This is a genomic window from Kitasatospora sp. NPDC056327 (assembly GCF_042261735.1).
GTDB lineage: Bacteria > Actinomycetota > Actinomycetes > Streptomycetales > Streptomycetaceae > Kitasatospora.
Genome location: NZ_JBHJRC010000083.1, coordinates 1 through 21,734, shown reverse-complemented (window position 1 = coordinate 21,734; position 21,734 = coordinate 1). Strand labels below are relative to the sequence as shown.

20 protein-coding genes are annotated in these 21,734 nt (G+C 75.1%); 4 read left to right on the top strand and 16 right to left on the bottom strand.

The features are described 5' to 3' along the window. Positions 1–30: 30 nt before the first annotated feature. The 6 genes from mycP to ACFCX4_RS14855 form a co-directional block, all read right to left on the bottom strand. Entirely contained in the window at positions 31–1,233 is a 1,203-nt protein-coding gene (gene mycP / locus ACFCX4_RS14880) for a type VII secretion-associated serine protease mycosin (protein WP_376142313.1), read from the bottom strand. 142 nt (positions 1,234–1,375) lie between these two features. After that, entirely contained in the window at positions 1,376–2,899 is a 1,524-nt protein-coding gene (locus ACFCX4_RS14875) for a WXG100 family type VII secretion target (RefSeq protein WP_376142310.1), read from the bottom strand. After that, entirely contained in the window at positions 2,896–3,348 is a 453-nt protein-coding gene (locus ACFCX4_RS14870; RefSeq protein ID WP_376142308.1) for a hypothetical protein, read from the bottom strand. The genes ACFCX4_RS14875 and ACFCX4_RS14870 overlap by 4 nt, the downstream gene beginning before the upstream one ends. A gap of 135 nt (positions 3,349–3,483) precedes the next feature. Continuing rightward, positions 3,484–4,239 (bottom strand): endonuclease V, encoded by a 756-nt coding sequence (locus ACFCX4_RS14865; RefSeq protein WP_376142306.1) that lies wholly within the window; start codon positions 4,237–4,239, stop codon positions 3,484–3,486. Positions 4,240–4,431: 192 nt separating this feature from the next. Next, a complete protein-coding gene (locus tag ACFCX4_RS14860) occupies positions 4,432–5,145 on the bottom strand; it encodes an RDD family protein (protein ID WP_376142303.1) in 714 nt (237 codons plus the stop codon). 113 nt (positions 5,146–5,258) lie between these two features. Beyond that, positions 5,259–7,034 (bottom strand): RDD family protein, encoded by a 1,776-nt coding sequence (locus ACFCX4_RS14855; RefSeq protein WP_376142301.1) that lies wholly within the window; start codon positions 7,032–7,034, stop codon positions 5,259–5,261. 454 nt (positions 7,035–7,488) lie between these two features. On the opposite strand from ACFCX4_RS14855, the gene ACFCX4_RS14850 reads away from it, so the two are divergent. Further along, positions 7,489–7,905 carry an SsgA family sporulation/cell division regulator gene (locus ACFCX4_RS14850; protein ID WP_350544727.1) on the top strand — a complete coding sequence of 139 codons (417 nt, stop codon included), beginning with the start codon at positions 7,489–7,491 and terminating at the stop codon, positions 7,903–7,905. A 167-nt stretch (positions 7,906–8,072) separates the two neighbouring features. Here the strand turns inward: ACFCX4_RS14850 and ACFCX4_RS14845 are convergent, their stop codons facing one another. The 4 genes from ACFCX4_RS14845 to ACFCX4_RS14830 form a co-directional block, all read right to left on the bottom strand. After that, positions 8,073–9,470, bottom strand: a complete 1,398-nt coding sequence (locus tag ACFCX4_RS14845) for a glycosyltransferase 87 family protein (protein WP_376142297.1) — start codon at positions 9,468–9,470, stop codon at positions 8,073–8,075. A gap of 164 nt (positions 9,471–9,634) precedes the next feature. Beyond that, on the bottom strand, positions 9,635–11,305 hold the full coding sequence (locus ACFCX4_RS14840; RefSeq protein WP_376142295.1) for a cellulose binding domain-containing protein: 1,671 nt from the start codon (positions 11,303–11,305) through the stop codon (positions 9,635–9,637). A 211-nt stretch (positions 11,306–11,516) separates the two neighbouring features. Continuing rightward, complete coding sequence (locus ACFCX4_RS14835; protein ID WP_376142341.1) at positions 11,517–13,097, bottom strand: sensor histidine kinase; 1,581 nt, start codon at positions 13,095–13,097, stop codon at positions 11,517–11,519. A 59-nt stretch (positions 13,098–13,156) separates the two neighbouring features. Beyond that, positions 13,157–13,882: a response regulator transcription factor gene (locus tag ACFCX4_RS14830; RefSeq protein WP_376142292.1), complete on the bottom strand. Its 726-nt coding sequence runs from the start codon at positions 13,880–13,882 to the stop codon at positions 13,157–13,159. Between the two features lie 154 nt (positions 13,883–14,036). On the opposite strand from ACFCX4_RS14830, the gene ACFCX4_RS14825 reads away from it, so the two are divergent. After that, complete coding sequence (locus ACFCX4_RS14825; protein ID WP_376142289.1) at positions 14,037–14,588, top strand: hypothetical protein; 552 nt, start codon at positions 14,037–14,039, stop codon at positions 14,586–14,588. A gap of 44 nt (positions 14,589–14,632) precedes the next feature. Here the strand turns inward: ACFCX4_RS14825 and ACFCX4_RS14820 are convergent, their stop codons facing one another. Continuing rightward, the gene (locus ACFCX4_RS14820) at positions 14,633–15,241 is read right to left on the bottom strand and encodes a VOC family protein (protein WP_376142287.1); all 609 of its coding nucleotides are present in this window, start codon (positions 15,239–15,241) and stop codon (positions 14,633–14,635) included. 381 nt (positions 15,242–15,622) lie between these two features. Here ACFCX4_RS14820 and ACFCX4_RS14815 point away from each other — a divergent pair, with 381 nt between their 5' ends. Next, positions 15,623–16,084: an Lrp/AsnC family transcriptional regulator gene (locus ACFCX4_RS14815; RefSeq protein WP_376142339.1), complete on the top strand. Its 462-nt coding sequence runs from the start codon at positions 15,623–15,625 to the stop codon at positions 16,082–16,084. A gap of 101 nt (positions 16,085–16,185) precedes the next feature. Here ACFCX4_RS14815 and ACFCX4_RS14810 read toward each other — a convergent pair whose 3' ends face one another. The 5 genes from ACFCX4_RS14810 to ACFCX4_RS14790 form a co-directional block, all read right to left on the bottom strand. After that, positions 16,186–16,992, bottom strand: a complete 807-nt coding sequence (locus ACFCX4_RS14810) for a S16 family serine protease (RefSeq protein WP_376142284.1) — start codon at positions 16,990–16,992, stop codon at positions 16,186–16,188. A gap of 133 nt (positions 16,993–17,125) precedes the next feature. Continuing rightward, positions 17,126–17,776, bottom strand: coding sequence for an IclR family transcriptional regulator (locus ACFCX4_RS14805; RefSeq protein WP_376142281.1), 651 nt, complete (start codon positions 17,774–17,776; stop codon positions 17,126–17,128). A 377-nt stretch (positions 17,777–18,153) separates the two neighbouring features. Then, the gene (locus ACFCX4_RS14800; protein ID WP_376142279.1) at positions 18,154–18,594 is read right to left on the bottom strand and encodes a DUF2752 domain-containing protein; all 441 of its coding nucleotides are present in this window, start codon (positions 18,592–18,594) and stop codon (positions 18,154–18,156) included. 3 nt (positions 18,595–18,597) lie between these two features. Next, positions 18,598–18,843 (bottom strand): TM2 domain-containing protein, encoded by a 246-nt coding sequence (locus ACFCX4_RS14795; protein WP_376142276.1) that lies wholly within the window; start codon positions 18,841–18,843, stop codon positions 18,598–18,600. A gap of 260 nt (positions 18,844–19,103) precedes the next feature. Then, positions 19,104–20,936 (bottom strand): DEAD/DEAH box helicase, encoded by a 1,833-nt coding sequence (locus tag ACFCX4_RS14790; protein WP_376142336.1) that lies wholly within the window; start codon positions 20,934–20,936, stop codon positions 19,104–19,106. A gap of 331 nt (positions 20,937–21,267) precedes the next feature. Here ACFCX4_RS14790 and ACFCX4_RS14785 point away from each other — a divergent pair, with 331 nt between their 5' ends. Further along, positions 21,268–21,702: an SsgA family sporulation/cell division regulator gene (locus ACFCX4_RS14785; RefSeq protein WP_376142273.1), complete on the top strand. Its 435-nt coding sequence runs from the start codon at positions 21,268–21,270 to the stop codon at positions 21,700–21,702. Positions 21,703–21,734 lie beyond the last annotated feature (32 nt).

Sequence of the window (21,734 nt, the reverse complement as noted above, 5' to 3'; positions counted from 1 at the left end):
ACCGCCCTTCCGCCCCGAGCGGCTCGCGGCTCACCCCTGACGCGGCGGCCACTGCTGCTGCGGATGCCCCGGGTACCCCGCGGCGGCCGCCCGCTCCCGCCGGCGCCGCCCGCGCACCACCACCAGCACCGTCACCACGGCCCCGACCAGCACCGCCCCCGCGATCCCCGCCGCCCCCACCAGCACCCACCGCACCCCGCGGTTCCCGCCCTCCGGCACCACCGGCGCGGGCGTCTCCCCCACCACCTCCCCCGTCCCCGGCGACACACCCCCCTGGGACTCCGCCCGCCCCGCCAACGGATTCTCCCGAGGCCCCCCGTCCACCGCCGGATTCACCTCCAACGCCTTCCCCGGCGCCAGCACCCCGTACCCGTACCGGTTGCTCGGCACCGCGGACCCGTCCCCGGGCGGCACGGCACTCCTGATCATCCGGTTGATCACCTGCCCGGCGGAGAGCTCCGGGTACTTCGCCCGGATCAGCGCGGCGGTGGCCGAGACGTAGGCGGTGGCGGCCGAGGTGCCGTTGCCGAGGCCGTGCGCGCTCGTCGACTTGGCAATCGCATGGGGAACCTCCGCGCCCGGCGCCACAAGAGTGGTCTCGGGGCCGGAACTCGATTTGCTCCAGATCAGCCCGTTCCGGTCGACCGCGCCGACCGCCACAACTCCGGGGAAGGCCGCCGGGTACTCCACGGCCCCGTTCTTGTCACCGTCGTTTCCCGTGCTCGCCACGACAACCACGTCCTTGTCGAGGGCGTAGTTGACCGCCGAACGCTCCTCGGGGTCGGCTCCGGAAGGCCCACCGATCGACATGTTGATGACCTTCGCGCCGTGGTCGACGGCATAGCGGATCGCCCTGGCCACCTCCGACTGCGGCAGGAGTGACCCCTCGTCCAGTGTGATCCGGACCGGAAGGATCTTGCTCTTCGGAGCCAGACCCATGATGCCTGCACCGGTTCCGTGACCGTGACCGGCGATGAGGCTCGCCATACCGGTGCCGTGCCCGCTCGTGTCCTCTGTGCCGTCGGTCTTCTGCCCGGTGAAATCCGCCCCGGCCAGCACCTGCCCCGTCAGGTCCTGATGTTCCTTCAGGACACCACTGTCGATGACGGCGACCGTGACTCCCTCGCCCTGGGAGACGGGCCAGATCGACGACGCCGTCCGGTACGTGTCGAGCGGCCACTGAGCGTCGCGCACACCGTCGGCACGGGCAGGGGCAGCCACGGTCGCCAGCATTCCCCCCGCCAGCAGCGCGGCGGCCCCGCGGCTCAGACGCCAGTTCCTCAAGCCCTGCCACCCCACTTGCCACAGAGGTTGCCCCACGCCCCGAAGGGCGGCGGGGCAGCCGATCGATCAGCCCGGACCTGCGGGTCGGGCGTCATTCCACCACGTTCGGATTGACCTGTTCGTCGGGCGCCCAGGTCTCCTCGTCCTCGACAAGGTAGTCGGGACGCCCCTTCCTCTCCTCTCCGTCCGGCCTGCCCCGGGAGGCTCCGCCCAGTGGAATCATGGGCGACTGCGTCAGCGGGCCGCCCCCGCCTGACTCCGGCCGGATCCGGCCGCGGGCCCCGACACCCGAGCCACCCTCGGTGAAGGCCTGCTTACCTCCCCCCACCTTGTCGGTCCGGTCACCGACACCGACGACCGTGCCGCCGGCTCGACCGGCCGCACCCTCGGCACCTCCCCTGCCTCGGCCGGACCCCGCGCCGACAGTCGTGCCCCCGGCGCCCGGAATGCCCTCGGCACCGAAGGCGGCTCCGCTTCGACCGGCACCGGTTCGGCCTGTTCCCCCTTCTCGGCCGTCCCGGACGGCCTCCGGAACGCTCTGCCCGGTCCGCCCCTCGGCCGCCCCCTGCCCACCCGAAGGACCGAAGGACAGTGGGATCCCGCTGGGATGGGATCCGACCTGTCCCCCTTGAAGTGGTGCGGACTGTGTGGTGGGACCGTTGGGCAGGGAGTGGCTTCCGGCATTCCCCGGTGCACCGAGGATCGACGTACCGCTCCCCCCGGGCAGCGAGTGCCCACCGCCCGCAGGAGCAGGCGCAGGAACGGCACCCGCACCGTCCACCACGGATCCGGCACCGAAGCCCACCGGAGTGGCTTTGGGTGGCGGCATCGCCACCCCACCCTTGATGCCGGGGTCGGAGGGGGCCCGCGGCACCTTCACTACCGCCCTGCCCGTCCCCTGCTGGTCGGGGCGGGCGACACCAGCCGTCCGGGGATCCGCCACGGCCCGCTCCTGCGGACGGAGCGCCGTCCCACCGGCGCCCGCACCAGCGTTTCCGATCCCCACGCCGCCGAGGAAACCGCCCACGGCCGCGTAGTTGCCAGCGCCGGTGTCATCCTCCGGGATCTCCGTGTAGTCGATTTTCCCGCCCTTCCCCGGCTGCCCCGGAGGGGGTGGGGGTTTCAGCATGGGGGCGGCGGTGCGGTAGTGCATGGCGAGGGTTTGGAGGACGGTGGCGGCTTCGGCCTTCTTCTGGTTGACGAGGTCGGTGCGGGAGTCCTCGTCGTCGGCGCCGAAGAGGGAGGAGAAGGTGTCGCCGACGCCGTCCTTGAACTGGGCCCAGCCGCCGGGTTCCTCGGGCATGTCGCGTTTGGCCTTGGCCATGGCCTCGGAGATCGCCTTGAGGGTGTTGGCCGCGTCGTTGGCGTAGGAGGCGGTGGTGTTGATGGTGGTGGCGAGGTGGAGCATGCGGCTGTGGAAGGCGTCGCTGGTGCTGCCCTCCCAGGAGGTGGCGGCCTCGGTGCTGGCGCGGGTGAGGGTGGTGCGGATGGCCTTGAGGGTGTCGGCGGCGCGGCGCCAGGGGTCGGCGGCGGCCATCACCTCGCCGGGGTTGAGGGCCTGCGTCATAGCGCGGAGCTGGGCGTGGCTGTAGCCGCGGAAGTCGGTGTAGGTCATCGCGCGCCCTTCCCGTCGTCGTTCCGGGCCGGGGCGGTGGTTCGGGCGTAGGCGGCGGTGCTGGTGGCGGAGGGGTTGGCGACGGACCAGCCGTCGTCGCCGAGTTTCAGTCCGCGTCTGGTGCGGTGTTCCTGTTCCTCGTAGTTGGTGGCGGTGAGTTCGGCCTTCTTCTGGGCCTCGTCGACCGCCTCCTGGAGCTGGTTGAGGACGTCGCGCAGGGCGTCGCGCATGGTCTGGTAGCGGCCGTGCAGGTCGGTGGCCTCGGCGAAGGTGCCGAGGGAGGTGCGTCCGATGCCGCTGCGGCCGTGTGTCGTGGTGCCGTCCGCGTGGTGCTGGAACTCGGCGAGCAGCAGCCGCACCTGGGCCGCGAAGGCGCGCAGCTGTTCGACCTCGACGCGGTAGCCGCGTCCCGCTCCGCCGGTCGGTCCCGTTCCGTTCCCCGTTGCCACGTGCGGCGCCTCCCCCGTGCGTCCGGCCGGTGTGTCGTTGACGGTTCTGGTGAGTGTGACATGTCTAACACACGGGCCGTCACCCCGGCCCGGCCCGCGGCCGGTTGACGTCCTGCGGTGGGCCGCCGCCCGGTTTCAGGCCCGGGCGGCGAGCGCGGCGGTGAGGGCGCGGCGGCAGAGGGAGTCGGCGTGCCGGGTCGTTTCGGGGAGGCGGTAGCGGGGGGTGAGGGCGAGGGTGGCCTCGACGGCCTCGGTGAGGCCGATGCGGTGGCCGACGGAGACGAAGACCGGTTTGACGCCGGGCCGGGTGCGGACCGCGCTGCCGACCTCCTCGCCGGTGACGGGGTCGGTGAGGGGGGTGCGGTCGCCGCGGGCGGGGCCCGGTTCCCGGTGGTCGAAGGTGAACGGGGTCTTGGCGACGCCGAGGGTGCGCAGGCCGGTGAGGACGCCGAGGTGGCTGGCGAGGCCGAGGCGGCGCGGGTGGGCGAGGCCGTAGCCGTCGCAGACGACGGTGCCGGGGCGGTGGGTGAGGGCCGCGAGGGCGTCGAGGACGGCGGGGAGTTCGCGGAAGGCGAGCAGGCCGGGGATGTAGGGGAAGGCGACGCGTCCGGTGGCGGTGGCCTCCTCGACCACGGCGAGGGTGGTGCGGTCGAGCACCACGGCGGCCGCGACGACGAGGTCGTGGGCGTCGTCGTAGGCGACGTCGACGCCCGCGACGAGGCGGTCGTCGGCACCGGCGGCCCCGCCACCGGTGCCGGAGCCGCGATCGGCACCGGCACCGGCACCGCTACCGCTGCCGATCGCGCCGGACGGCCGGACGAGCGGGCGCAGACGCTGCTGTTCGGCGAGCGCCTCGGCCTCGGTGGTGGGCCAGTCGGTCGGGATGGGCACGGCGGTTCCCCCTGGATGCGTACTGCTGGGCCGGTGCGGTCGGCCCCACGGTACCGAGCGGCCCGGACGACGACGGCACACGACCATGGCGGCCCGCGGCCGCGAACGCGCCGCCGGCCGGGGCGCGGAGTTCCGCGCACCGGCCGGCCGGGCCGAGCAGGGGCGGGCCCGGAGCACGCCCGGGCGGCCCGCTCAGGCGGTGGAGACCACCACCGTCTTGGCGGCTTTGTCGTGGATGCACTGCCGGTACGGCTTGTCGAAGACGCCGAACAGACCGTCGATCAGCCACCAGAGCCCGGCGCAGCAGAGCACGGCGGGCAGGATGAAGACCGCCGCCCGGGTCCACGCGGCGGACTGGGTCGGACTGTTGCCGTCGACCAGCATGGCGACCCGGACCTTCATCGCCTTCTTCCCGAGGGTCTGTCCGTCCCGCCCGAGCATCACCCCCTCGTAGACGAGGTAGAGCCCGCAGGCGAGCCAGAAGGCGCCGGCCGAGCCGGAGCGGTCGGAGAGGCTGGCGAACGGCAGCACCACGACGATGGCGACGGCCTGCACCAGCAGGTAGTCGATCAGCCTGGCGAGGATCCGGTTGGGCCAGCTGCCGAGCGGGGGCATCCCGGGGACGGGGCCGCCCCCGGGCGTGCCGTAGCCGGCGGGACCGGGACCGGGCGGGGGCTGGTCGTACGGTGACCGGCCGTAGGGGTCCTGGCCGCCCGGGGCGCCGCCGTAGGTGCCGCCGTACGCGCCGGGGCCGCCGGCCGGGGGCGGAGGGCCGGGGGGCGGGCTGCCGTACGGGTCCGGGGGCGCACCTTCCGGCGTGCCGCCGCCCGACTGCGGGGGCTGCTTGTCGAAGGAGGGCTTGCCGCCCCCCTCCGGCTCGGGGCCTGAGGGGTCGTGGGTGCTCATGCCCCGAGTAGAACATCACACATTCTGTGAACTCGGGATATTTGGTCTGTTTTGTCGGGTCGGATCCCGGCCGTCGGGCGACCGGTGGAGGAGCTCCGGAAGCACGGAGGGGTTCAGTGCCTGACGACCCGTGTGCGGGCCGCGCGGTCGGGCCAGCCGCGCCGGGCGGGACGGTCGAACAGCGGCCAGAGCAGGGCGGGCACCAGCACCGCCGCGACCAGTCCCACCAGCCAGCGGGCCAGCGAACGGCCGATCCCCGGACGGGCCGGGGCGTCGCCCCCCGCGGTCCGGGCCACCGCGGCCACCCGGATCCGGGCGAGCCGCTTGCCGAACGTCTGGCCGGTGCGGGCGGTCGGCAGCACCTCGTAGAACAGGCTCACGAAGAGCAGGATGCCGAGCAGGACGGCCAGCTTGCCGAGCACCGTGCCGTCCACCAGCCAGACCTCCACCTGACGGTGGGTGAGCCTGCTGACCATCCTGGCGTGGTCGAGTTTGCGCTGGAGGTGGGACTCGACGGAGCGGCCGAGCGGGACGCCCGCGGCGACGGCGACCACGGCCAGGACGGCGGTGTCGACCAGCCGGGCGGCGAGACGGCGGCCGAGCCCGGCGGGCCGGACCGCGGCCGCCGCCCGGTCGCGGCGGCGCGGGGTGCCGGAGGAGCGGTGGGCGGGAGCGGACCGGGCCGAGGGGGCGGCGCGGGCGACGGGAGGGCGAGCGGCGGACCGGGCGGTCACGGCGGGCGGGGAGGTCACGGTGGACGAGCCGGACGGGGTGGACGAGCCGGACGGGGCGGCGGCAGCGGGTTCGGTGGACGCGACCGGTGCGGCGGCCTCCGCCGGTTCGGCCACCGGTTCGGCCGCGGGGCGGAGCGCCTCGGCGCGCTCCGGCTCCGCCACCGGGACCGGCTCCGGGGTGACGGCCGTCCCTGCACCCGACGCCGGCACCGGCACGGACGTGGACACCGGCTCCGGTGCGGGCGCCGACTCCGGCACGGGCGCGGGCGCGGACTCCGGCGCGAACGCCTCCACGGGGGCGGGCGCGTCGGCCGCGTGCTCCCCGGCCGTCCCGGGAAGCACGCCCCAGGAGACCCAGCGCGAAGCGCCTGCCGCGTCCATCAGTCCGCGCTGCGCCCGGGGATCCGCCTGCCACCCGGCCGCCGCCTCCGGCAGGGGTGCCGACACCGGTTCCGGCCACGGCGCGGACCGCGGCTCCGGCCCCGGGTACGGTCCCGGCCCGGCCGCCGGCTCCGACGACGGTCCCGGCGGATCCTGCGCTCCCTGCACTGCCTGCACTGCCTGCGGCCCCTGCGCCAGGTCCCGCAACGGACCCGCCACCGGCTCCGGATCCCCCGGCTGCGGCATCGCCCCGGAGACCGGCCCGCCCCCGCTCCCGGACCCGCCCGCGCCCCCGGGAACCCGCTCCCCGCCCCGCCGGAACACCGGCCCGTTCTCCGGCACCGCGAAGATGAACGACGCCCCGCCCGCCGTCTGGTCCAGGTACACCGGCCCGGTGTCCCCACCCGTCGCCGCCGGACCGGCCGGCCCGCTGAACGGGCCGGCCACCGCCGCGTGCCCCGTCGCCGCGTGCCCCACCACCGCGTTCCCCGGCACCGCGTTCCCCAGCGGCCCGCCCGCGGCCGGCGGCGGCACCGGCCCCGGCGGCGCGGACCCCGCCGGACCGGCCCCGCCCGCCGCCTCCGGCGGGCGGGTCGCGTACCGGGGCGGCTCCAGCACCTCGCCCTCGGCCGGGGCGGGCCGGGTGGTGCCGGGCACCCACGCCGCGCCGCCCCAGTAGCGGACGAACCCGGGGATGGACGGATCGGGGTAGTAGCCCGGCGCGGGGCCGGCGGCCGTGTCCGTGCTGCCGCCGGCGAGGGGCCGGTCCGTCATGGGGGTCTCTTTCCTGGCAGGGCCGATGCGGCTCGCCCGGCGACGGGGTGTGCGCGACGGTGGCACGGGCGACCCGGATGACTCCGCCGTCGGCGCGCGGAAGTGCCGCCGTGAGGAGGCGGACAGTCGCCGGGCAGTCACAAAGGGTAGTGCCTCGGCCGGTCCGCGGCGCCAAGTTGGCCAATCACCGGACAGCCCGGTCCCGCCCGCGGTAAGGAAGACGGCGCGTACGCCCGACCACGCGCCCGCCGCCCCGCGTTCACCACTCCCTCACCACCCTCGGCCACCACCCTCGGCGGATCTCCCCGGGAATTCCCGGAAACCCGTGTAAGAGCGCCCCCGGGCCGCGCTCTCACAGTGCACAGGGCCCGAAACGGGGCCGTCCGTGAGCGGGCCGTCCGGAACCGGGCGCCCCGGGAACGGGCACGAACCGCAGGCAGAGAGGAATCCGATCATGGAGCGCCCGACGAGCGTGGTCGAGCACGAACTGGAGCTCAACCTGGTGCTGTCCCCCGAGCACAGCGTCCCCGTGCCGGCCCGGCTGTCCTACGGCAGCCACGACCCGTACGCGGTGCACATCACCTTCCACCTGGACACCGGCTCGCCGGTCACCTGGGTGTTCGCCCGGGAGCTGCTGGTGGAGGGCACCTTCCGGCCCTGCGGGCAGGGCGACGTGCGGATCTGGCCGACCCGTTCGGGCCGGCGCAGCGTGCTCTGCCTGGCGCTGAGCTCACCGGCCGGGGACGCGCTGCTGGAGGCGCCGCTGCCGGCGGTGGCCGCCTGGCTGGAGCGGGCGCACCGGCTGGTGCCGCCGGGCAGCGAGCTGGCCGCGCTGGACATGGACGGCTCGCTGGCCGAGCTGCTCGCGTGAGGCGGGACGACGCCGTCCGTGCGGGGCGGCGCGGCCCGACCGCGGCCCGGGTCCCGCGCCGGACCGCCGGCCCGGCCCCCGGCCCGGTGCCCTGCCGGCCTGTCGTCCGGAGGACGGCGCGGCCTCCCGGCCCGCCCGCCCGCCGGGAGCGGTCCGCGCCCGGTGCCTCAGCGGGCCGCGGGGGCCTGCTGACGCTCCTTCGCCGAGTCCGGCCGTCCCCCGTCGCGCTGGCCGGGCAGCGCCGCCGGCGCACCGGCCGCGGGGCGCCGGGCGCGGACGCGTAGCGCCGCGGCCAGCAGGAAGCAGATCCCGGCGAGCGGGTAGACCGAGGTCGGGATCTGGTGGAGCGGCGACAGCTCCAGCACCAGCGCGCCCTTCGGCTTGGCGAGCCACATGGAGAAGGACAGGAAGGCGACCAGCGTGGCCCCGAAGGCGGCCCGCCAGCGGACCTTCCGGACGGCGGCCGGGCGGGCCCGCTCGACCGCCGCCTCGCGGGCGAGCAGCACGAGCACGGGAACGCACCAGACCCAGTGGTGGGTCCAGCTGATCGGCGAGATCAGCACCGCGGTGACGGCGGCGCAGCAGACGCCCCAGGCCTCGGAGCGGGACAGCCGGCGCGAGCTGCGCGCGGCCCGGACGGCGATGCCGAGGCCGGCCACCGCGACGACGACGGCGGCCAGGGTGGCGGCCATGCCGGGCTCGGCGGTGTGCAGCAGCCGGGCGACGGCGCCGCTGAGCGCCTGGTTGTCGACGATCTCGGTCTTGCCGACCCGCGAGGAGTCGTAGAGGTACTTGGTCCAGAAGCCCCAGGTGGCGTCGGGCAGCAGGAGCGCGCCGAGCAGGAAGGTGCCCACGAAGGTGACGCCGGCCACGAACGCGGCCCGGACCCGGCCGGTGAGCAGCAGGTAGACGGCGAACAGGCCGGGGGTGAGCTTGATGCCGGCGGCGATGCCGATCGCGATGCCCTTGCCGCGGCGTCCGTCGGGCCGGGTGAGGTCCCAGAGGATGAGGCAGGCGAGGACGAGGTTGATCTGGCCGTAGCGCAGCGTGGTGTAGACGGGCTCCAGCCAGACGCCGGTGCCGGTGACCAGGATCACGCCGATCGCCCGCAGGTCGCGGCGGGGCCAGCCGACCAGCTTGAACGACAGGTGGGCGAGGAGGGCGAGCAGTCCGAGGTTGCACAGCGTGACCGCGACCCGCAGGAACGGCACCGGGAACCAGGTCGTCGGCACGAACAGCATCGCGGCGAACGGGGGGTAGGTGGCGGGCAGGTCCCACTGCGTGACGCGCAGTCCGTAGAGGTCCTCGCCGTTGACGACGGCGGCGCCCTCGGCCCGGTAGACGAGCATGTCCACCATCGAGGTGTGCGCGAAGTGCCGCACCACCGCGTAGGCGAGCAGGGAGAACAACGCCACCGCGGAGGCCGTGAGCAGCGGGCGGCGCGGGGCTTCGCGGAGCGCGCGGACGGGGGCACCGAGCGCGGTCCGCAGCCGGTCCGACAGGGGGGCGGGCGCCTCGTCGGGTGCGCCGGGCACCGCGTCGCGCTCGTCTTGCACCGCTGTCACTCTTCGCTCCGTCCGCCGGTCGGCCAACCAGCGACGATACCCGATGGCCGGCGACCGGTCCGGCCGACCAAGATCACTGAGCGTCACCGGCGGGGAGATGGATCCGGCCGGCCGTGCCCCGTTGCGGTCGGGGCACGGACGGCCGGGGTCGGTGGACGGGCCGGTCAGCCGGTGTAGGCGCCGAGGGCCCGGGTGAAGTCCAGCGGCTGCTGGACGATCGAGCTGCAGCTCGCGTCGGCGTACGCCTTGGCGCCGCCCTCGCAGGCCTTGTCGCGGGTGCCGGACCACATCGCCAGCCAGGCCAGGTGCTTGGTCCTGGCGAAGTCGGCGAGCTGCTTGGCGTCGGCGACGGTGAAGACCTCGCTGGCCACGTCGTTGACGCCGATCATCGGGGTGACCGCGACCTTGCGCCAGGCGGCCGCGTCGTCGAGGCCGAGCACGCTCTTGACCTGGGCCTGGGTGGCGGTGGCCGCGGCGATGGCGTACTTGCCCATCTGGCCCTGCGGGTTGGGGGCGACGCCGTCGCCGAAGTCCATCGCCATGATGTTGACGGCGCCGATCGCCACGCCGTTGTTCCGGGCGTCGGCGACCAGGTTGACGCCCTCCTGGGTGAGGCCGGAGGGCAGCACGGGCAGGGTGTAGGAGACGTCGAGGGTCCGGCCCCTGGCGGCCGCGTTCTTCTGCAGCTGGGCGATCGCCTGGGCGCGGCGGGTGTTGGCGGCCGCGTTGGCGATCGCGCCGCCCTCGACGTCGAAGTCGACCTTGGTGAGGCCGTAGGCGTCGACGGTCTTCTGGTAGACGGCGGTGAGGTCGGCGACCGAGGAGCAGGCGAGGGCCAGTTCGGTGCCGTTGGCGCCGCCGAAGGAGACCCGGACGTCGCCGCCGACCGCGCGCAGGGCGCCGATCTGGGCGGCCACCGCGTCGGCGGCGAGGTCGCTCACGCCGCCCCACTTCGGGGTGCAGCCGCCGCCGGAGACCACGAAGGCCAGGGTGAAGTCCTTGACGCCGGTGGCCTTGGCGGTGGCGACCAGGTCGTAGGGCGGGTAGAGCGAGGTGTCGACGTACGGGGCGAAGCCGGCGCCGGCCGGGGCGGGAGCGCCGGTCGTGGTGGGCGCCGGGGTGGTGGGCGCGGCCGTGGTGGCCGTCGGCGCCGGGGTGGTGGGCCGGGTGGTCGCCGTGGCGGTCGGGCTCGGGGCGCCGGTGCTCGGCTTCGCGGTCGCGGGGGCGCTCGCCGAAGCGGACGTGCTCGCCGGGGCCGGGGCCGACGCCGAGGAGCCGGGAGTCGCGGAGGCGGACGCCGGGACGGAGGCCGAGCCGGACGGCGCGGCCGTCGGGGTGGTGGTCGGCCGGCCGGAGGGGGTCGGGGCGGTGCCGTCGCCGGGCTTGCAGGCCGCGTTGTTGATCAGGCAGTTGCCCGGCTCGGCCTGCGCCGCGCCGCTGCCCCGGGCGACGAAGCCGACCACCACGCTGCGGCCCGCCTCCAGCCGCTTGCTCCAGGCCTCCGGCTTGACGGTGATGTGCCGGCCGTCGGCGGTGAAGGTGGCGTTCCAGAGCGAGTCGATCTTCGCGCCCTCGGGCAGGTCGAAGGTGAGCGTCCAGTCGTCGATCGCGCCGCTGTCCGGGTTGGTCACCAGGTACTGGCCGGTGAAGCCGGAGTCCCAGCTGCTGGTGCGGCTGTAGACGGCGCCGAGCGAGGCGGCGCTGGCCGAGGAGGCGAGCACGACGACGCCCCCGGCGACCAGGGCGGCCGCGACCGCGGAGGCGCCGATCAGCAGGCCCTTGCGGCTGCGCCGACGGCGGCCGCCGGGGCGGCGGTGCGGCTGCTGGGTCGTCATGGGGGCTTACCTCCGGGGCTGGCGGGTCGGTCGGGGGGTGACCGACGCGGACGACGCTAGCGGCGCCGAATGGCCGGAAACCGCCTGCTGAGCCAGGGGTAGAACTCCCTTACGGTGCGCTTAAGAAAGAGGAGGGCAGGCTCCTCTCCGGGGCCCGGAGGGCCGCGTTCAAGCGCTGAAACCTTTCATCACCCGTCCGTGGCAGCCCCGTTCAGCGCGGGAACAGCGGTCCGCGGCCGCGCCGTCTGCCGGTCCGCGCCGGGACGGTGCCGTCCTGCCGGATCCGCAGCCGCAGCCTGATCTCGGCGCCGCCGAGCACCGCCGACCTGCCGAGCGCCAGGTCCCCGCCGGTGGCCTCGGCGAGCTTGCGGACGATGTCCAGGCCCAGGCCGGTCGAGCCCTCGCCGCCGTGGCCCTCGCCGCGCTTCAGGGCGGCCTCCGGGTCGGTGAAGCCCGGGCCGGCGTCCCCGACCAGCACGATCACCGAGCTGTCGGTGGGCAGCACGTCCACCGAGAAGGCGGTGCCGATCGTGGTGTGCCGGAAGACGTTGCCGAGCAGCGCGTCCACCGCCGCGGCGAGGTCGCCGCGCTGGACCGGGACGGGCGTCTCGCGGTCGGCGCCGGCCAGCTGCCAGCCGCGGCCCTCGTCCTCGGCGAGCGCGGACCAGAAGCCGACCCGCTCGCGGATCACCTCCGCGGCGTCGCAGCCGACCGTGACGGCGGGCGCGTCCTCGGGCGCCCGGCGCGCCGAGCGGATGATCTGGTCGACCTCGCGCTCCAGTTGCGACACGGCGTGCCGGGTGGCGTCGGCCGCGTCGCCCTCGCCCAGCGAGGCGGCGTTGAGCCGCAGCACGGTCAGCGGGGTGCGCAGGCGGTGCGACAGGTCAGCCGCCAACTCGCGCTCCGCGGCCAGGAGTTGAACGACCCGGTCGGCCATCGCATTGAACGCGTGGGCGGCCTCGTGCAGCTCCACCGGGCTGCCGGCCGCCTGCTTGCCGTCCACCGGCACCCGGACGGCGAGGTTGCCGGCCCCGAGCGAGCGGGCGGCGCCGGCGAGCCGGCGGGCCGAGCCGACGATCCTGGCACCCATCCGGTCGGCGACCAGCACCGAGATGGCGACCAGCCCGAGCGCGACGCCGGAGAGCACCTGCCAGGCGGTCGCGACGCCCCGGGTGAGGTCGCCGTCGGCCACGAACACCTCGACCACGGCGGTCCGCGCGGTGTCCACGGCGACCGGCTGGAGCAGCGCGTAGCCGCCGGGGACCTGGACGGTGAAGGAACGGCCCTGGACCAGGGCGGTGGTCACGTCGGCGTCCAGCGCCCGGACCTCGCCGATGGTCGCGCCGGCCGTCGGGCCGGAGCCCGACACGGCGGCCATGCCCGGCGACCCGAGGGCCGCCGCCGTCGCGGCCGGGGCGCCGGCGGCCGTGCTGCCCACGGCCCCCGTCGAGGCACCCGTCGCCGGCCCGGCGGCCGTCGCGGTGCCCGCCCCCGTCGCCGTCGCGGCACCCGGTCCGCCGGGCGCCGCGGCCACCCCGCCCGCGCCGCCGGCCTGACCGGAGCCGGTCCCGGACGCGGTGGTCCCGGCCGGTGCGGGCAGGTGGACCGCCATCCGCTCCTGCGCCCCCGCGTCCGTCGACGCCACCGCCCGCGCGATGGCGTCCTGGTCGGTGGTGATCGCCAGCGCCGGACCGAGCGCCGCGGCCTGCCGTTCGGCGGCCGTGAACGCCCGGTCCCGGGCGGTCTGCTGGACCATCAGGCCGAGCGGGATGAGGAAGGCCAGCGCGACCATGGTGGTCCCGGCCACGGCGGCCTTGATCAGGGCCCAGCGCAGCGAGTGCCGCAACCGCCTCATGTCCGGCGCTCCACGGGGACGGCGCCGGGTCCGGCGGGATGGCCGGACGCCTCCAGCCGGACGCCGACGCCGCGCACGGTGTGCAGGTAACGCGGGCTGGACGCGGTCTCGCCGAGCTTGCGGCGCAGCCAGGACAGGTGCACGTCGATGGTCTGGTCGCCGCCGTAGGTCTGGCGCCACACCTCGGCCAGGATCTCCTTGCGCGGCACCACCACGCCCGGCCGGGCCGCCAGGAAGGCCAACAGGTCGAACTCACGGCGGGTCAGGTCGAGGCCCCGCCCGTCCAGCGAGGCCTCCCGGCGCTGGAGGTCGATGGCCAGCCCGCCCACCCGGAGCACCTGGCTGACCGGGGCCGAGCCGCCGCCGAGCCGGCGCAGCACCGCCGCCATCCGGGCACTGAGGTGCTCCCCCGAGAACGGCTTGACGAGGTAGTCGTCGGCACCGTCGTTGAGCAGCCGGACGATCTCGGCCTCGTCGTCCCGGGCGGTGGAGATGATCACCGGAACGTTCGTCAGACCACGGATCATCTTGAGTGCCTCGCTGCCGTCCAGATCCGGCAGGCCGAGGTCGAGGATCACCAGGTCGCAGCCGACCTGGGCGACCTCGCGCAGCGCCTCAAGTGCCGTGCCCACGCTGCGAACCGCGTGGCCGGTGTCGGTCAGGTGGCGGATGAGGGCGGATCGCACGAAGGGGTCGTCCTCGACCACGAGCACTGTTGCCATGGGGCTGCACGGTACGCCATCGGCAACCAATGGTCTGTACCTCGGGGTGGTTCGCGCCGGTCCGGCCGGAAGGAGACGGCTTTGTGCAAGTTCCCTGTGGAAGTACCGGGCCGCTCACCTGCCCGCCCCCTTGATACGGCAGGATGTCCGCACGATGCGGAACGGACTGGTACAACTCGGCGCCTGGGCGGCGGCCACCGGGGCGGCGGTGGCGCTCTCCTGGTTCGGCGTGCACGCGGTGCTGACCGGAGCCGCGTTCGAACGGCCCAGCGCACTGGAACTGCCCTCACCGGCGTCGGCCGGGGGCGCGAGATCCTCTCCGGCGCCCTCGGCCGCGCAGCCGGAATCGGCCGAGCAGCCGAAGCCGCCGGCTCCCTCGCGCACCACCCAGCCGCCGGCCGCCCCGCACAAGCCGGTGGCCCCGGTCACCGCGTCGGCCCCCGCGCCGACCTCGCACCGGCCCGCGCCGGCCGCGACCGCGACGTCGTCCGTGCACAGCTACCCCGTCGCCGGGGGCAAGGTCGCGCTGGACCTCCAGGCGGACCACGCCTCGCTGGTCACGGCCACGCCGGACTCGGGCTGGCAGATGCAGGTCTGGAACGGACCGCAGTGGATCCGGGTGGACTTCACCAAGGACACCCAGGCCAACTCGGTCTTCGTCTACTGGAACGGGCACCCGCCGACGGTCGACATCGTCACCCGCTGAGCCCGCCCGGCCCCGTCACCTCCTCCGTCGTCCCTCCCGCCGCCTCACCACCGCTCGAAGGGCACGTACCCGGGCAGGTAGGCCCCGCCGTACCGGGAGCGGTCGACCAGGGTGTGCCTGGTCCCGCCGGGCACGCCGATCGCGGCGAGCACCACGGTGCCGTAGGCGTCCCGCACCTCGTAGGGCTCGGCGAGCGAGGCCGCGCCCCGGTCGACGGCGTAGTCGTACGCGTAACAGACGTCCGGCACGGCGACCGCGAAGTCGATCACCCCGTCGCCGTGCCGGGCGAGGTGCCCGGCCAGCTCCCGGCCGCGCGGGCCGATCACCTGGACGACCGAGGTCAGCACGAACCTGGTGCCGGCGGCCCGCAGCACGTAGGAGACGGTCTCCGGCTCACCGGTCTCGGGACCGGCGTACGCGGTGCAGCGCAGCCCGAGCGCGACGGCGTACCGGTGGGCCGCCCGTTCCGCGTCGGCGACCGCGAACACCACCGCGTCGGCCCGGCCCATCGGGACGAGTCCGGGCTCCTCCGGACCGGCGTCCGGGCCGGTGAGGCCGGTCGGGGCCCCGAGGCGCGGAGGGCCCCCGGTGCCCGGCCCCGCGCGGCCGGGCCCGGCGGCGAGCAACACGCGTTCGGCGGCGGTGTCGGTCATGACGGCCCTCCCGGTGGGGTGCGGGATCACGGGTTCCCCGGCGCCCGGGGGGTGGGGAGGGCGCACAGGGGTGTGGCTGGAGGGTGGCGCCGGGCCGACTTCCGCGCAACTGTTCCGTTTCCTCCTGGTCAAGCTGTGCTCCGGGGCGGGAGAATCGGCCGCACCGCTGTACAGAATGCCCACCGGAGGACGGAACCCCCGATGCCCCCCGCCCACACCACCGGCACCCCCGGATCGTCCAACTCGCCTGCTGGACAAGGACATTCCGGTGCGCCGGAGGGCGGAACCGGGGCCGCGCCGGGCGGTGCGGCCGGCGGCGGACCGGGCGGCACCGCCGGGACCGGAGCGGTCGGCGCCCCCGCCGGGAGCACCAACGACGCGATCGACGCGCTGGACGGCCGGCTGATCCGGCTGCTCGCCGAGGAGCCGCGGATCGGCGTGCTGGAGTGCTCGCGCCGGCTCCAGGTGGCGCGCGGCACCGTGCAGGCCCGGCTGGACCGGCTGCAGGCGCGCGGGGTGATCGGCGGCTTCGGTCCGGAGGTGGACCCGGCGGCGCTGGGCTACCCGGTGACGGCCTTCGCGACCCTGGAGATCTCCCAGGGCCAGGGCACGGACGTCAGGCGGCACCTGGCGGCGGTGCCGGAGGTCCTGGAACTGCACACCATCACCGGGCACGGGGACATGATGGTGCGGATCGTGGCCCGGTCGAACGCCGATCTGCAGCGGGTCATCGACCGGGTGGTGGGGTTCGACGGGATCGTCCGGTCCTCGACGGCGATCGCGCTGGAGAACCCGGTGCCGTACCGGATCCTGCCACTGGTCGACCAGGCCGCGGCCGAGTGACCGGCGCCCGGCCCGCCCGGACCCCGGGGGCCTGAGGGCCGGACCCGGCGACCCGGACCCGGCGGGCGGTGTTCAGCCGGGCGGTGTTCGGCGGGCGCCGCTCAGCACGCCGGGACGGCCCCGCCGGCGCGCAGCGCGTCCAGCGCGGAGACCGCCTCCGCCAGGGTGCCGACCGGGACCAGCCGCAGCCCGGCGGGCGTGTTCACCCCGGCGTCCGCGCACTCGTCCTTGGGCAGCAGGAAGACGGTCGCGCCGTCCCGGGCCGCCGCCCGGGTCTTGAGCGGCACGCCGCCGACCGGGCCGACCACGCCCTGGTCGTCGATGGTCCCGGTGCCGGCGATGTTCAGGCCGCCGGTGAGGTCGCCGCCCTTGCCGTCCCCGGCGAGCTTGTCGACGATGCCGAGCGCGAGCATCTGCCCGGCGCTCGGGCCGCCGATGTCCCCGAGGTCGACCTTCACCTTGACCTGTGCGGGCGACAGGTGCAGGTAGGAGAGCGCGGCCGTGGTCGCGGCGTCCTGGGACTCCGTCATCTGCTGGGCGGTGACCTCCTCGGCCTCGGCCGGGTCGCCCTGCGGGTAGACGGTGTCGGTGGGCCGGACGGCCTCGCCCTCGTCGAACCAGGCCTGCAGCGAGCGCCAGAGGGTGGTCCGCTCCCCCGGGTTGGTGGCCGAGATGGTGACCATCCGCAGCTGCCCCTGGGTGCTGCGGACCGGGGCGCCGGTGATGGTGAGCACCGGACGGCCCTGGTAGCTGCCGAGGGTGTCCGCGGTCACGCCGGGCCAGGTCAGCGTGTACGGCAGCGGGACGAAGGCGGCCACGCCGAACAGCGCGGTGACCAGGCCCCCGCAGAGCGCGAGGGCCCGGGTCCGGGAGGAGGTCAGGGCCGTGGGCAGCTTGGTGTCGGACACAGAGGCATCCAAACACACCGGAGCCCTCCGCCGGGCACGCACACGGCCACCCGAACGGCCCGCCCGCCCGTCCCGGCACCCACGCCGGGCCGGGTCGCCGGGCCGGCGCGGCGGGCCGGGCCCGCGGGCCGGGTCAGCGCAGCGCGTCGGCGACCTCGGTGGCCGCCTCGACGACCCGCGGGCCGACCCGCTCCGGGACGAGCCCGTTCAGCATCACCACGCCGACGCTGCCCTCGATGCCGCTCAGCCCGAGCAGCGCCGCGGCCGCGCCGCACGCCCCGGACTGTTCCTCCGCCCGGGTGATGACGAAGCCCTGTTCCGGCCGGCGCTGGCTGGGGAAGCCCCGGGCCTCCAGGATCGCCCGCCCGGCCGCGCTCTCCCCCAGCGGGTGGCGCAGCCCGGTCCGGTAGGCGACGTGGAAGTCGGTCCAGCTGGGTTCGACCACCGCCACCGCGAGCGCCTCGTTGCCGTCCACCAGGGTGAGGTGGGCGGTGGCGCCGAGGTCCTCGGCGAGGCTGCGCAGCGCGGGGAGCGCCGCCTCGCGCAGCAGCGGGTGGACCCGGTGGGCGAGCCGGAGCACGCCGAGGCCGACCCGGGCCCGGCCGCCGATGTCCCGGCGGACCAGCCCGTGCTGTTCCAGGGTGGCCAGCAGCCGGTAGACGACGGTCCGGTTGACCGCCAGCCGGGCCGCCAACTCGGTCACGGTGAGCCCGCGTTCCGAGTCGGCGAGGAGTTTGAGGACCCGGACACCGCGGTCCAGGGTCTGGGAGGTCTCTGCAGTCACGACGCGCATTCCTTTCCGCGGCGGGTCGCGGAACGGCGGGCCGGCCGGTCCGGGACTCGGGTGTCGCGCGCAGGTGGGTGGCCGCGCTCGGGCCGCGGAGAGTCGTCCTTGACGTCCTGGGGCCCTGCGGCGCCCGTCCCGCGGGGGGTTGCCCGGCGGGAGAGCGTGTGGGAAAGGTAATGAAGGAAATGCGGCGGCGGAAGTGTTTGTCCAAAATTCGGTCAAGATCAATTGCACCTGCCCCGGAAAACCGGGACATACCATCATGAAACGCCCCGGTCGCCTGATCACAAGTTCGACCACAGTCCGAGTTTCGGACGGTCCGGCCGCGGAGCGTGTCCGAACCGGTCGGAGCGGGACGACCGGCCCCGGCCGCCTCAGAACAGGTTGCGCAGCACGGTCCAGAGCACCGCCGCGCCGAGCAGCACGGCCGTGCCGCGGCGGCCGAGCGGCGGCTGCCAGCGCCGGCCCGCCAGACCGTGCCGCAGCCAGACCAGGTAGGCGCCGGCGACCAGGGGCAGCACGAGCAGCAGTGCCGCGTTGTCGTGCCAGGCCGCGGTGAGGTCCCCGTGCAGCAGGTCGTAGGTCATCCGGGTGCCGCCGCAGCCGGGGCAGTCCAGGCCGGTGACCCTGCGCCAGGGGCAGAACGGCAGCGCCTGCCCGGGCAGGTGCGGGTCACGCGACCACAGGTACGCGGCGCCGGCCGCGCCGCCGAGCAGCACGCCGACCGGCGCCCACGCGGTCCGCAGCCGCGCGGGCACGGCGAAGCCGCCCCGGCCGTCGGGCCCGGGGCGGCGTGCCGTCGCGATCGGTCGCAAGGCTCAGCTGCGCAGCAGACGGCCCTGGGCGTCGGTGCGGTCGTTGCTGGTGAGGAACAGGATGCCGTCGATCAGCGCCCAGATGCCGAAGCCGCCGCAGGTCAGCAGCTGAGCGATGCCCATGCCGATGTGGCCGGTGTAGAAGCGCCCGACGCCCAGGCCGCCGAGCAGGATCTGCAGGACGCCCGCGACGACCTTCGACTTGTCGGAGAGCTCGGGCTGCTGGGCGTAGGGCTGCTGGTACGACACGTTGAGTGTGCTCCTTGAAAGACAGACAGGCCCGGACGCGCGGCGGTGGCCGCGTCTCCCGGGTCGGTGAGGCGCCGGCCCGATTCGCCGGGGCTGCGACGACCGGGCCCGGACGGGGGTGTGCGGCGTCGACGGCCCGGAGGGGGCACGGCACGCGGAACATTAGCCGATCAGCACACCGACTGTCTCCACAAATCCTTCGCGTATACCTGAACGTCACATGACCTTTATGGCCCGCCCGCCGACCCGCCGACGAACCGTTACTTCGCCCACTCCCTGATCCGGGCGATCCGCGCCGTCAGCTGGTTGGCGGTGGCCTGCGCGGTGAGCGGACCGCCGCACTGCCGGCGCAGCTCGTTGTGGATGGTCCCGTGCGGCTGGCTGGTGCGGTGGTGCCAGGCGGCCACCAGTGCGTTCAACTCCTTGCGCAGCTCGCGCAGTTCCTGGTGCGTCACGACGGGCCGCTGCTCGGCCGGAAGCTCCAGCAGATCGGCCTCCTCGGCCGGCTTGCCCTTGCTCCGCTGGATCTGCCGGTGCTGACGCTTCTGCAGGAGCATCTGCACCTGGTCCGGCTCCAGCAGGCCCGGGATGCCGAGGTAGTCCTCCTCCTCCTCGCTGCCCGGGTGCGCCTGCATGCCGAACTCCATGGCGTTGTACAGCACCCGGTCGAAGACCGCGTCGGAGCCCAGCGCCTCGTAGGAGAACTCCTCGCCGCCCGCGCCGTCCGGGCCGTCGTTGGCCCGCTCGGCCTCGGCGAGCAGCCGGTCCTCCTCGTCGAAGAGACCGTCGCCCTCCTTCTTCGGCCGGTCCAGCACGTGGTCGCGCTGGACCTCCATCTCGTTGGCGAAGCCCAGCAGCATCGGGATGGTCGGCAGGAAGACGGAGGCGGTCTCGCCGCGCTTGCGGGCGCGCACGAAGCGCCCGACGGCCTGGGCGAAGAACAGCGGGGTGGAGATCGAGGTGGCGTACACGCCGACGGCCAGCCGGGGCACGTCGACGCCCTCGGACACCATCCGGACCGCGACCATCCAGCGCGAGGTCCCGGCGGCGTAGTCGGAGATCCGCTTGGAGGCCTCGGTCTCGTCGGAGAGGACCAGGGCGACCTTCTCGCCGCAGATCCCGCGCAGCATCTTGGCGTAGGCGCGGGCCACCGTCTGGTCGGTGGCGATCACCAGACCGCCGGCGTCCGGGATCGCCTTGCGGACCTCGCTGAGCCGCCGGTCGGCGGCCTGCAGCACCGCCGGGATCCACTCGCCCTGCGGCGAGAGGGCGGTGCGCCAGGCCTGGGCGATGAGGTCCTTCGTCATCGGCTCGCCGAGCCGGGCCTCCAGCTCGTCGCCGGACTTGGTGCGCCAGCGCATGTTGCCGCTGTAGGAGAGGAAGATCACCGGGCGGACGACGTGGTCGGCGAGCGCGTGCCCGTAGCCGTAGGTGTAGTCGGCGACCGACTTGCGGATGCCGTCGCCCCCCGCCTCGTACTGGACGAACGGGATCGGGTTGGTGTCCGAACGGAACGGCGTCCCGGTCAGCGCCAGCCGCCGGGAGGCCGGCTCGAAGGCCTCGAAGCAGGCCTCGCCCCAGGACTTCGAGTCACCGGCGTGGTGGATCTCGTCCATGATGACCAGCGTCTTGCGGGCCTCGGTGCGGTTGCGGTGCAGCATCGGGTTCACGCCGACGCCCGCGTAGGTGACCACGATGCCGTGGTAGTCCCGGGAGAGCGGCCCGGAGGAGTACGCCGGGTCCAGCCGGATGCCTATCCGGGCGGCGGCCTCGGCCCACTGCTTCTTCAGGTGCTCGGTCGGCGCGACGACGGTGATCTGCTGCACCAGGTGGTTGTGGAGCAGGTAGGACGCCAGGGTCAGCGCGAAGGTCGTCTTGCCGGCGCCCGGGGTCGCGACGGCGAGGAAGTCGCGCGGCTGGGTCTCGATGTACTTGTCCAGGGCACCCTGCTGCCAGGCCCGGAGCCTGCCCGCGGTGCCCCAGGGGGCACGGCCGGGGAAGGCCGGCGACAGATGGTGCGAGGAGGGCGGCGCGGCATGGCCCGCGGCCCGGACGGGCGCGTCGGGCCCGTTCGCGTCGGAGAAGAGCGGCATCGAGGAGGCGGCGGCAGTACTCACGGTCTCCGAGGGGGGATCATCGCAGGTCAGAGGCCGTTTTGCGGCCTCGCCCCGCGGTCGGACGGCGTTCGGGCAACCCGCCCAGCCTACCGGGCCCGGGGCCGTTCGGGCGGCCACGGCTGGGCCGGGCGGAGCCCGCGTCCGGCCTGCGCACGGGCGGTCCGGCCGGAAATCGGTGTGACGTGGATCACAGTGGAAAGTCGCGGAAACCCGGTAAGCGGAACCCCCCCGACCGCCTCTCTTCCGGGTGAGGCCGCCCCACCCCTCCACAGCCGTCACCCGGCCTCAGGCACCGAAGGGAACCGTCGTGCACGTCACCGCCGAAGAGACCGTCCAGGCCCGCCTGATCCTCTCCTCCCACCGCTCCGCCCGGCTGCGGGTCACCCTGAGCTACCGGCCGGACGACCCGCTGGCCGTCCGGATGGCCTTCCCCGCCGAGTTCTCGCTGGACGATCCGGCCGACTGTCGCGGGCCGGAGGGCGGGGACATCGTCTGGGTCTTCGCCCGCCGGCTGCTCTCCACCGGCCTGGAGGTGCCCTCCGGCATCGGTGACGTCCACGTCCGGCCCGCCCTCGGCCGGCGCACCCTGGTCGAGCTGCGCGCGCCCGAGGGCACCGCCCTGGTCCAGTTCGACACCGCGGACCTGCGGCGCTTCCTGTGGCGCAGCCGGCTGGTCGTCCCCGAGGGCGAGGAGCACCTGCACCTGGACGCCGACCGCGCCCTCGCCGAACTGCTCGGCTGAGGGGCGGCGGCGGCCCGGGGCCGGGCCCGGGC

Bases quoted from the DNA above. Each gene is read 5' to 3' on its own strand.
- mycP (WP_376142313.1), bottom strand. From the start codon at position 1,233: ATGCTGGCGACCGTGGCTGCCCCTGCCCGTGCCGACGGTGTGCGCGAC.
- ACFCX4_RS14875 (WP_376142310.1), bottom strand. From the start codon at position 2,899: ATGACCTACACCGACTTCCGCGGCTACAGCCACGCCCAGCTCCGCGCT.
- ACFCX4_RS14860 (WP_376142303.1), bottom strand. From the start codon at position 5,145: ATGAGCACCCACGACCCCTCAGGCCCCGAGCCGGAGGGGGGCGGCAAG.
- ACFCX4_RS14855 (WP_376142301.1), bottom strand. From the start codon at position 7,034: ATGACGGACCGGCCCCTCGCCGGCGGCAGCACGGACACGGCCGCCGGC.
- ACFCX4_RS14850 (WP_350544727.1), top strand. From the start codon at position 7,489: ATGGAGCGCCCGACGAGCGTGGTCGAGCACGAACTGGAGCTCAACCTG.
- ACFCX4_RS14840 (WP_376142295.1), bottom strand. From the start codon at position 11,305: ATGACGACCCAGCAGCCGCACCGCCGCCCCGGCGGCCGCCGTCGGCGC.
- ACFCX4_RS14835 (WP_376142341.1), bottom strand. From the start codon at position 13,097: ATGGTCGCGCTGGCCTTCCTCATCCCGCTCGGCCTGATGGTCCAGCAG.
- ACFCX4_RS14830 (WP_376142292.1), bottom strand. From the start codon at position 13,882: ATGGCAACAGTGCTCGTGGTCGAGGACGACCCCTTCGTGCGATCCGCC.
- ACFCX4_RS14825 (WP_376142289.1), top strand. From the start codon at position 14,037: ATGCGGAACGGACTGGTACAACTCGGCGCCTGGGCGGCGGCCACCGGG.
- ACFCX4_RS14820 (WP_376142287.1), bottom strand. From the start codon at position 15,241: ATGACCGACACCGCCGCCGAACGCGTGTTGCTCGCCGCCGGGCCCGGC.
- ACFCX4_RS14790 (WP_376142336.1), bottom strand. From the start codon at position 20,936: ATGCCGCTCTTCTCCGACGCGAACGGGCCCGACGCGCCCGTCCGGGCC.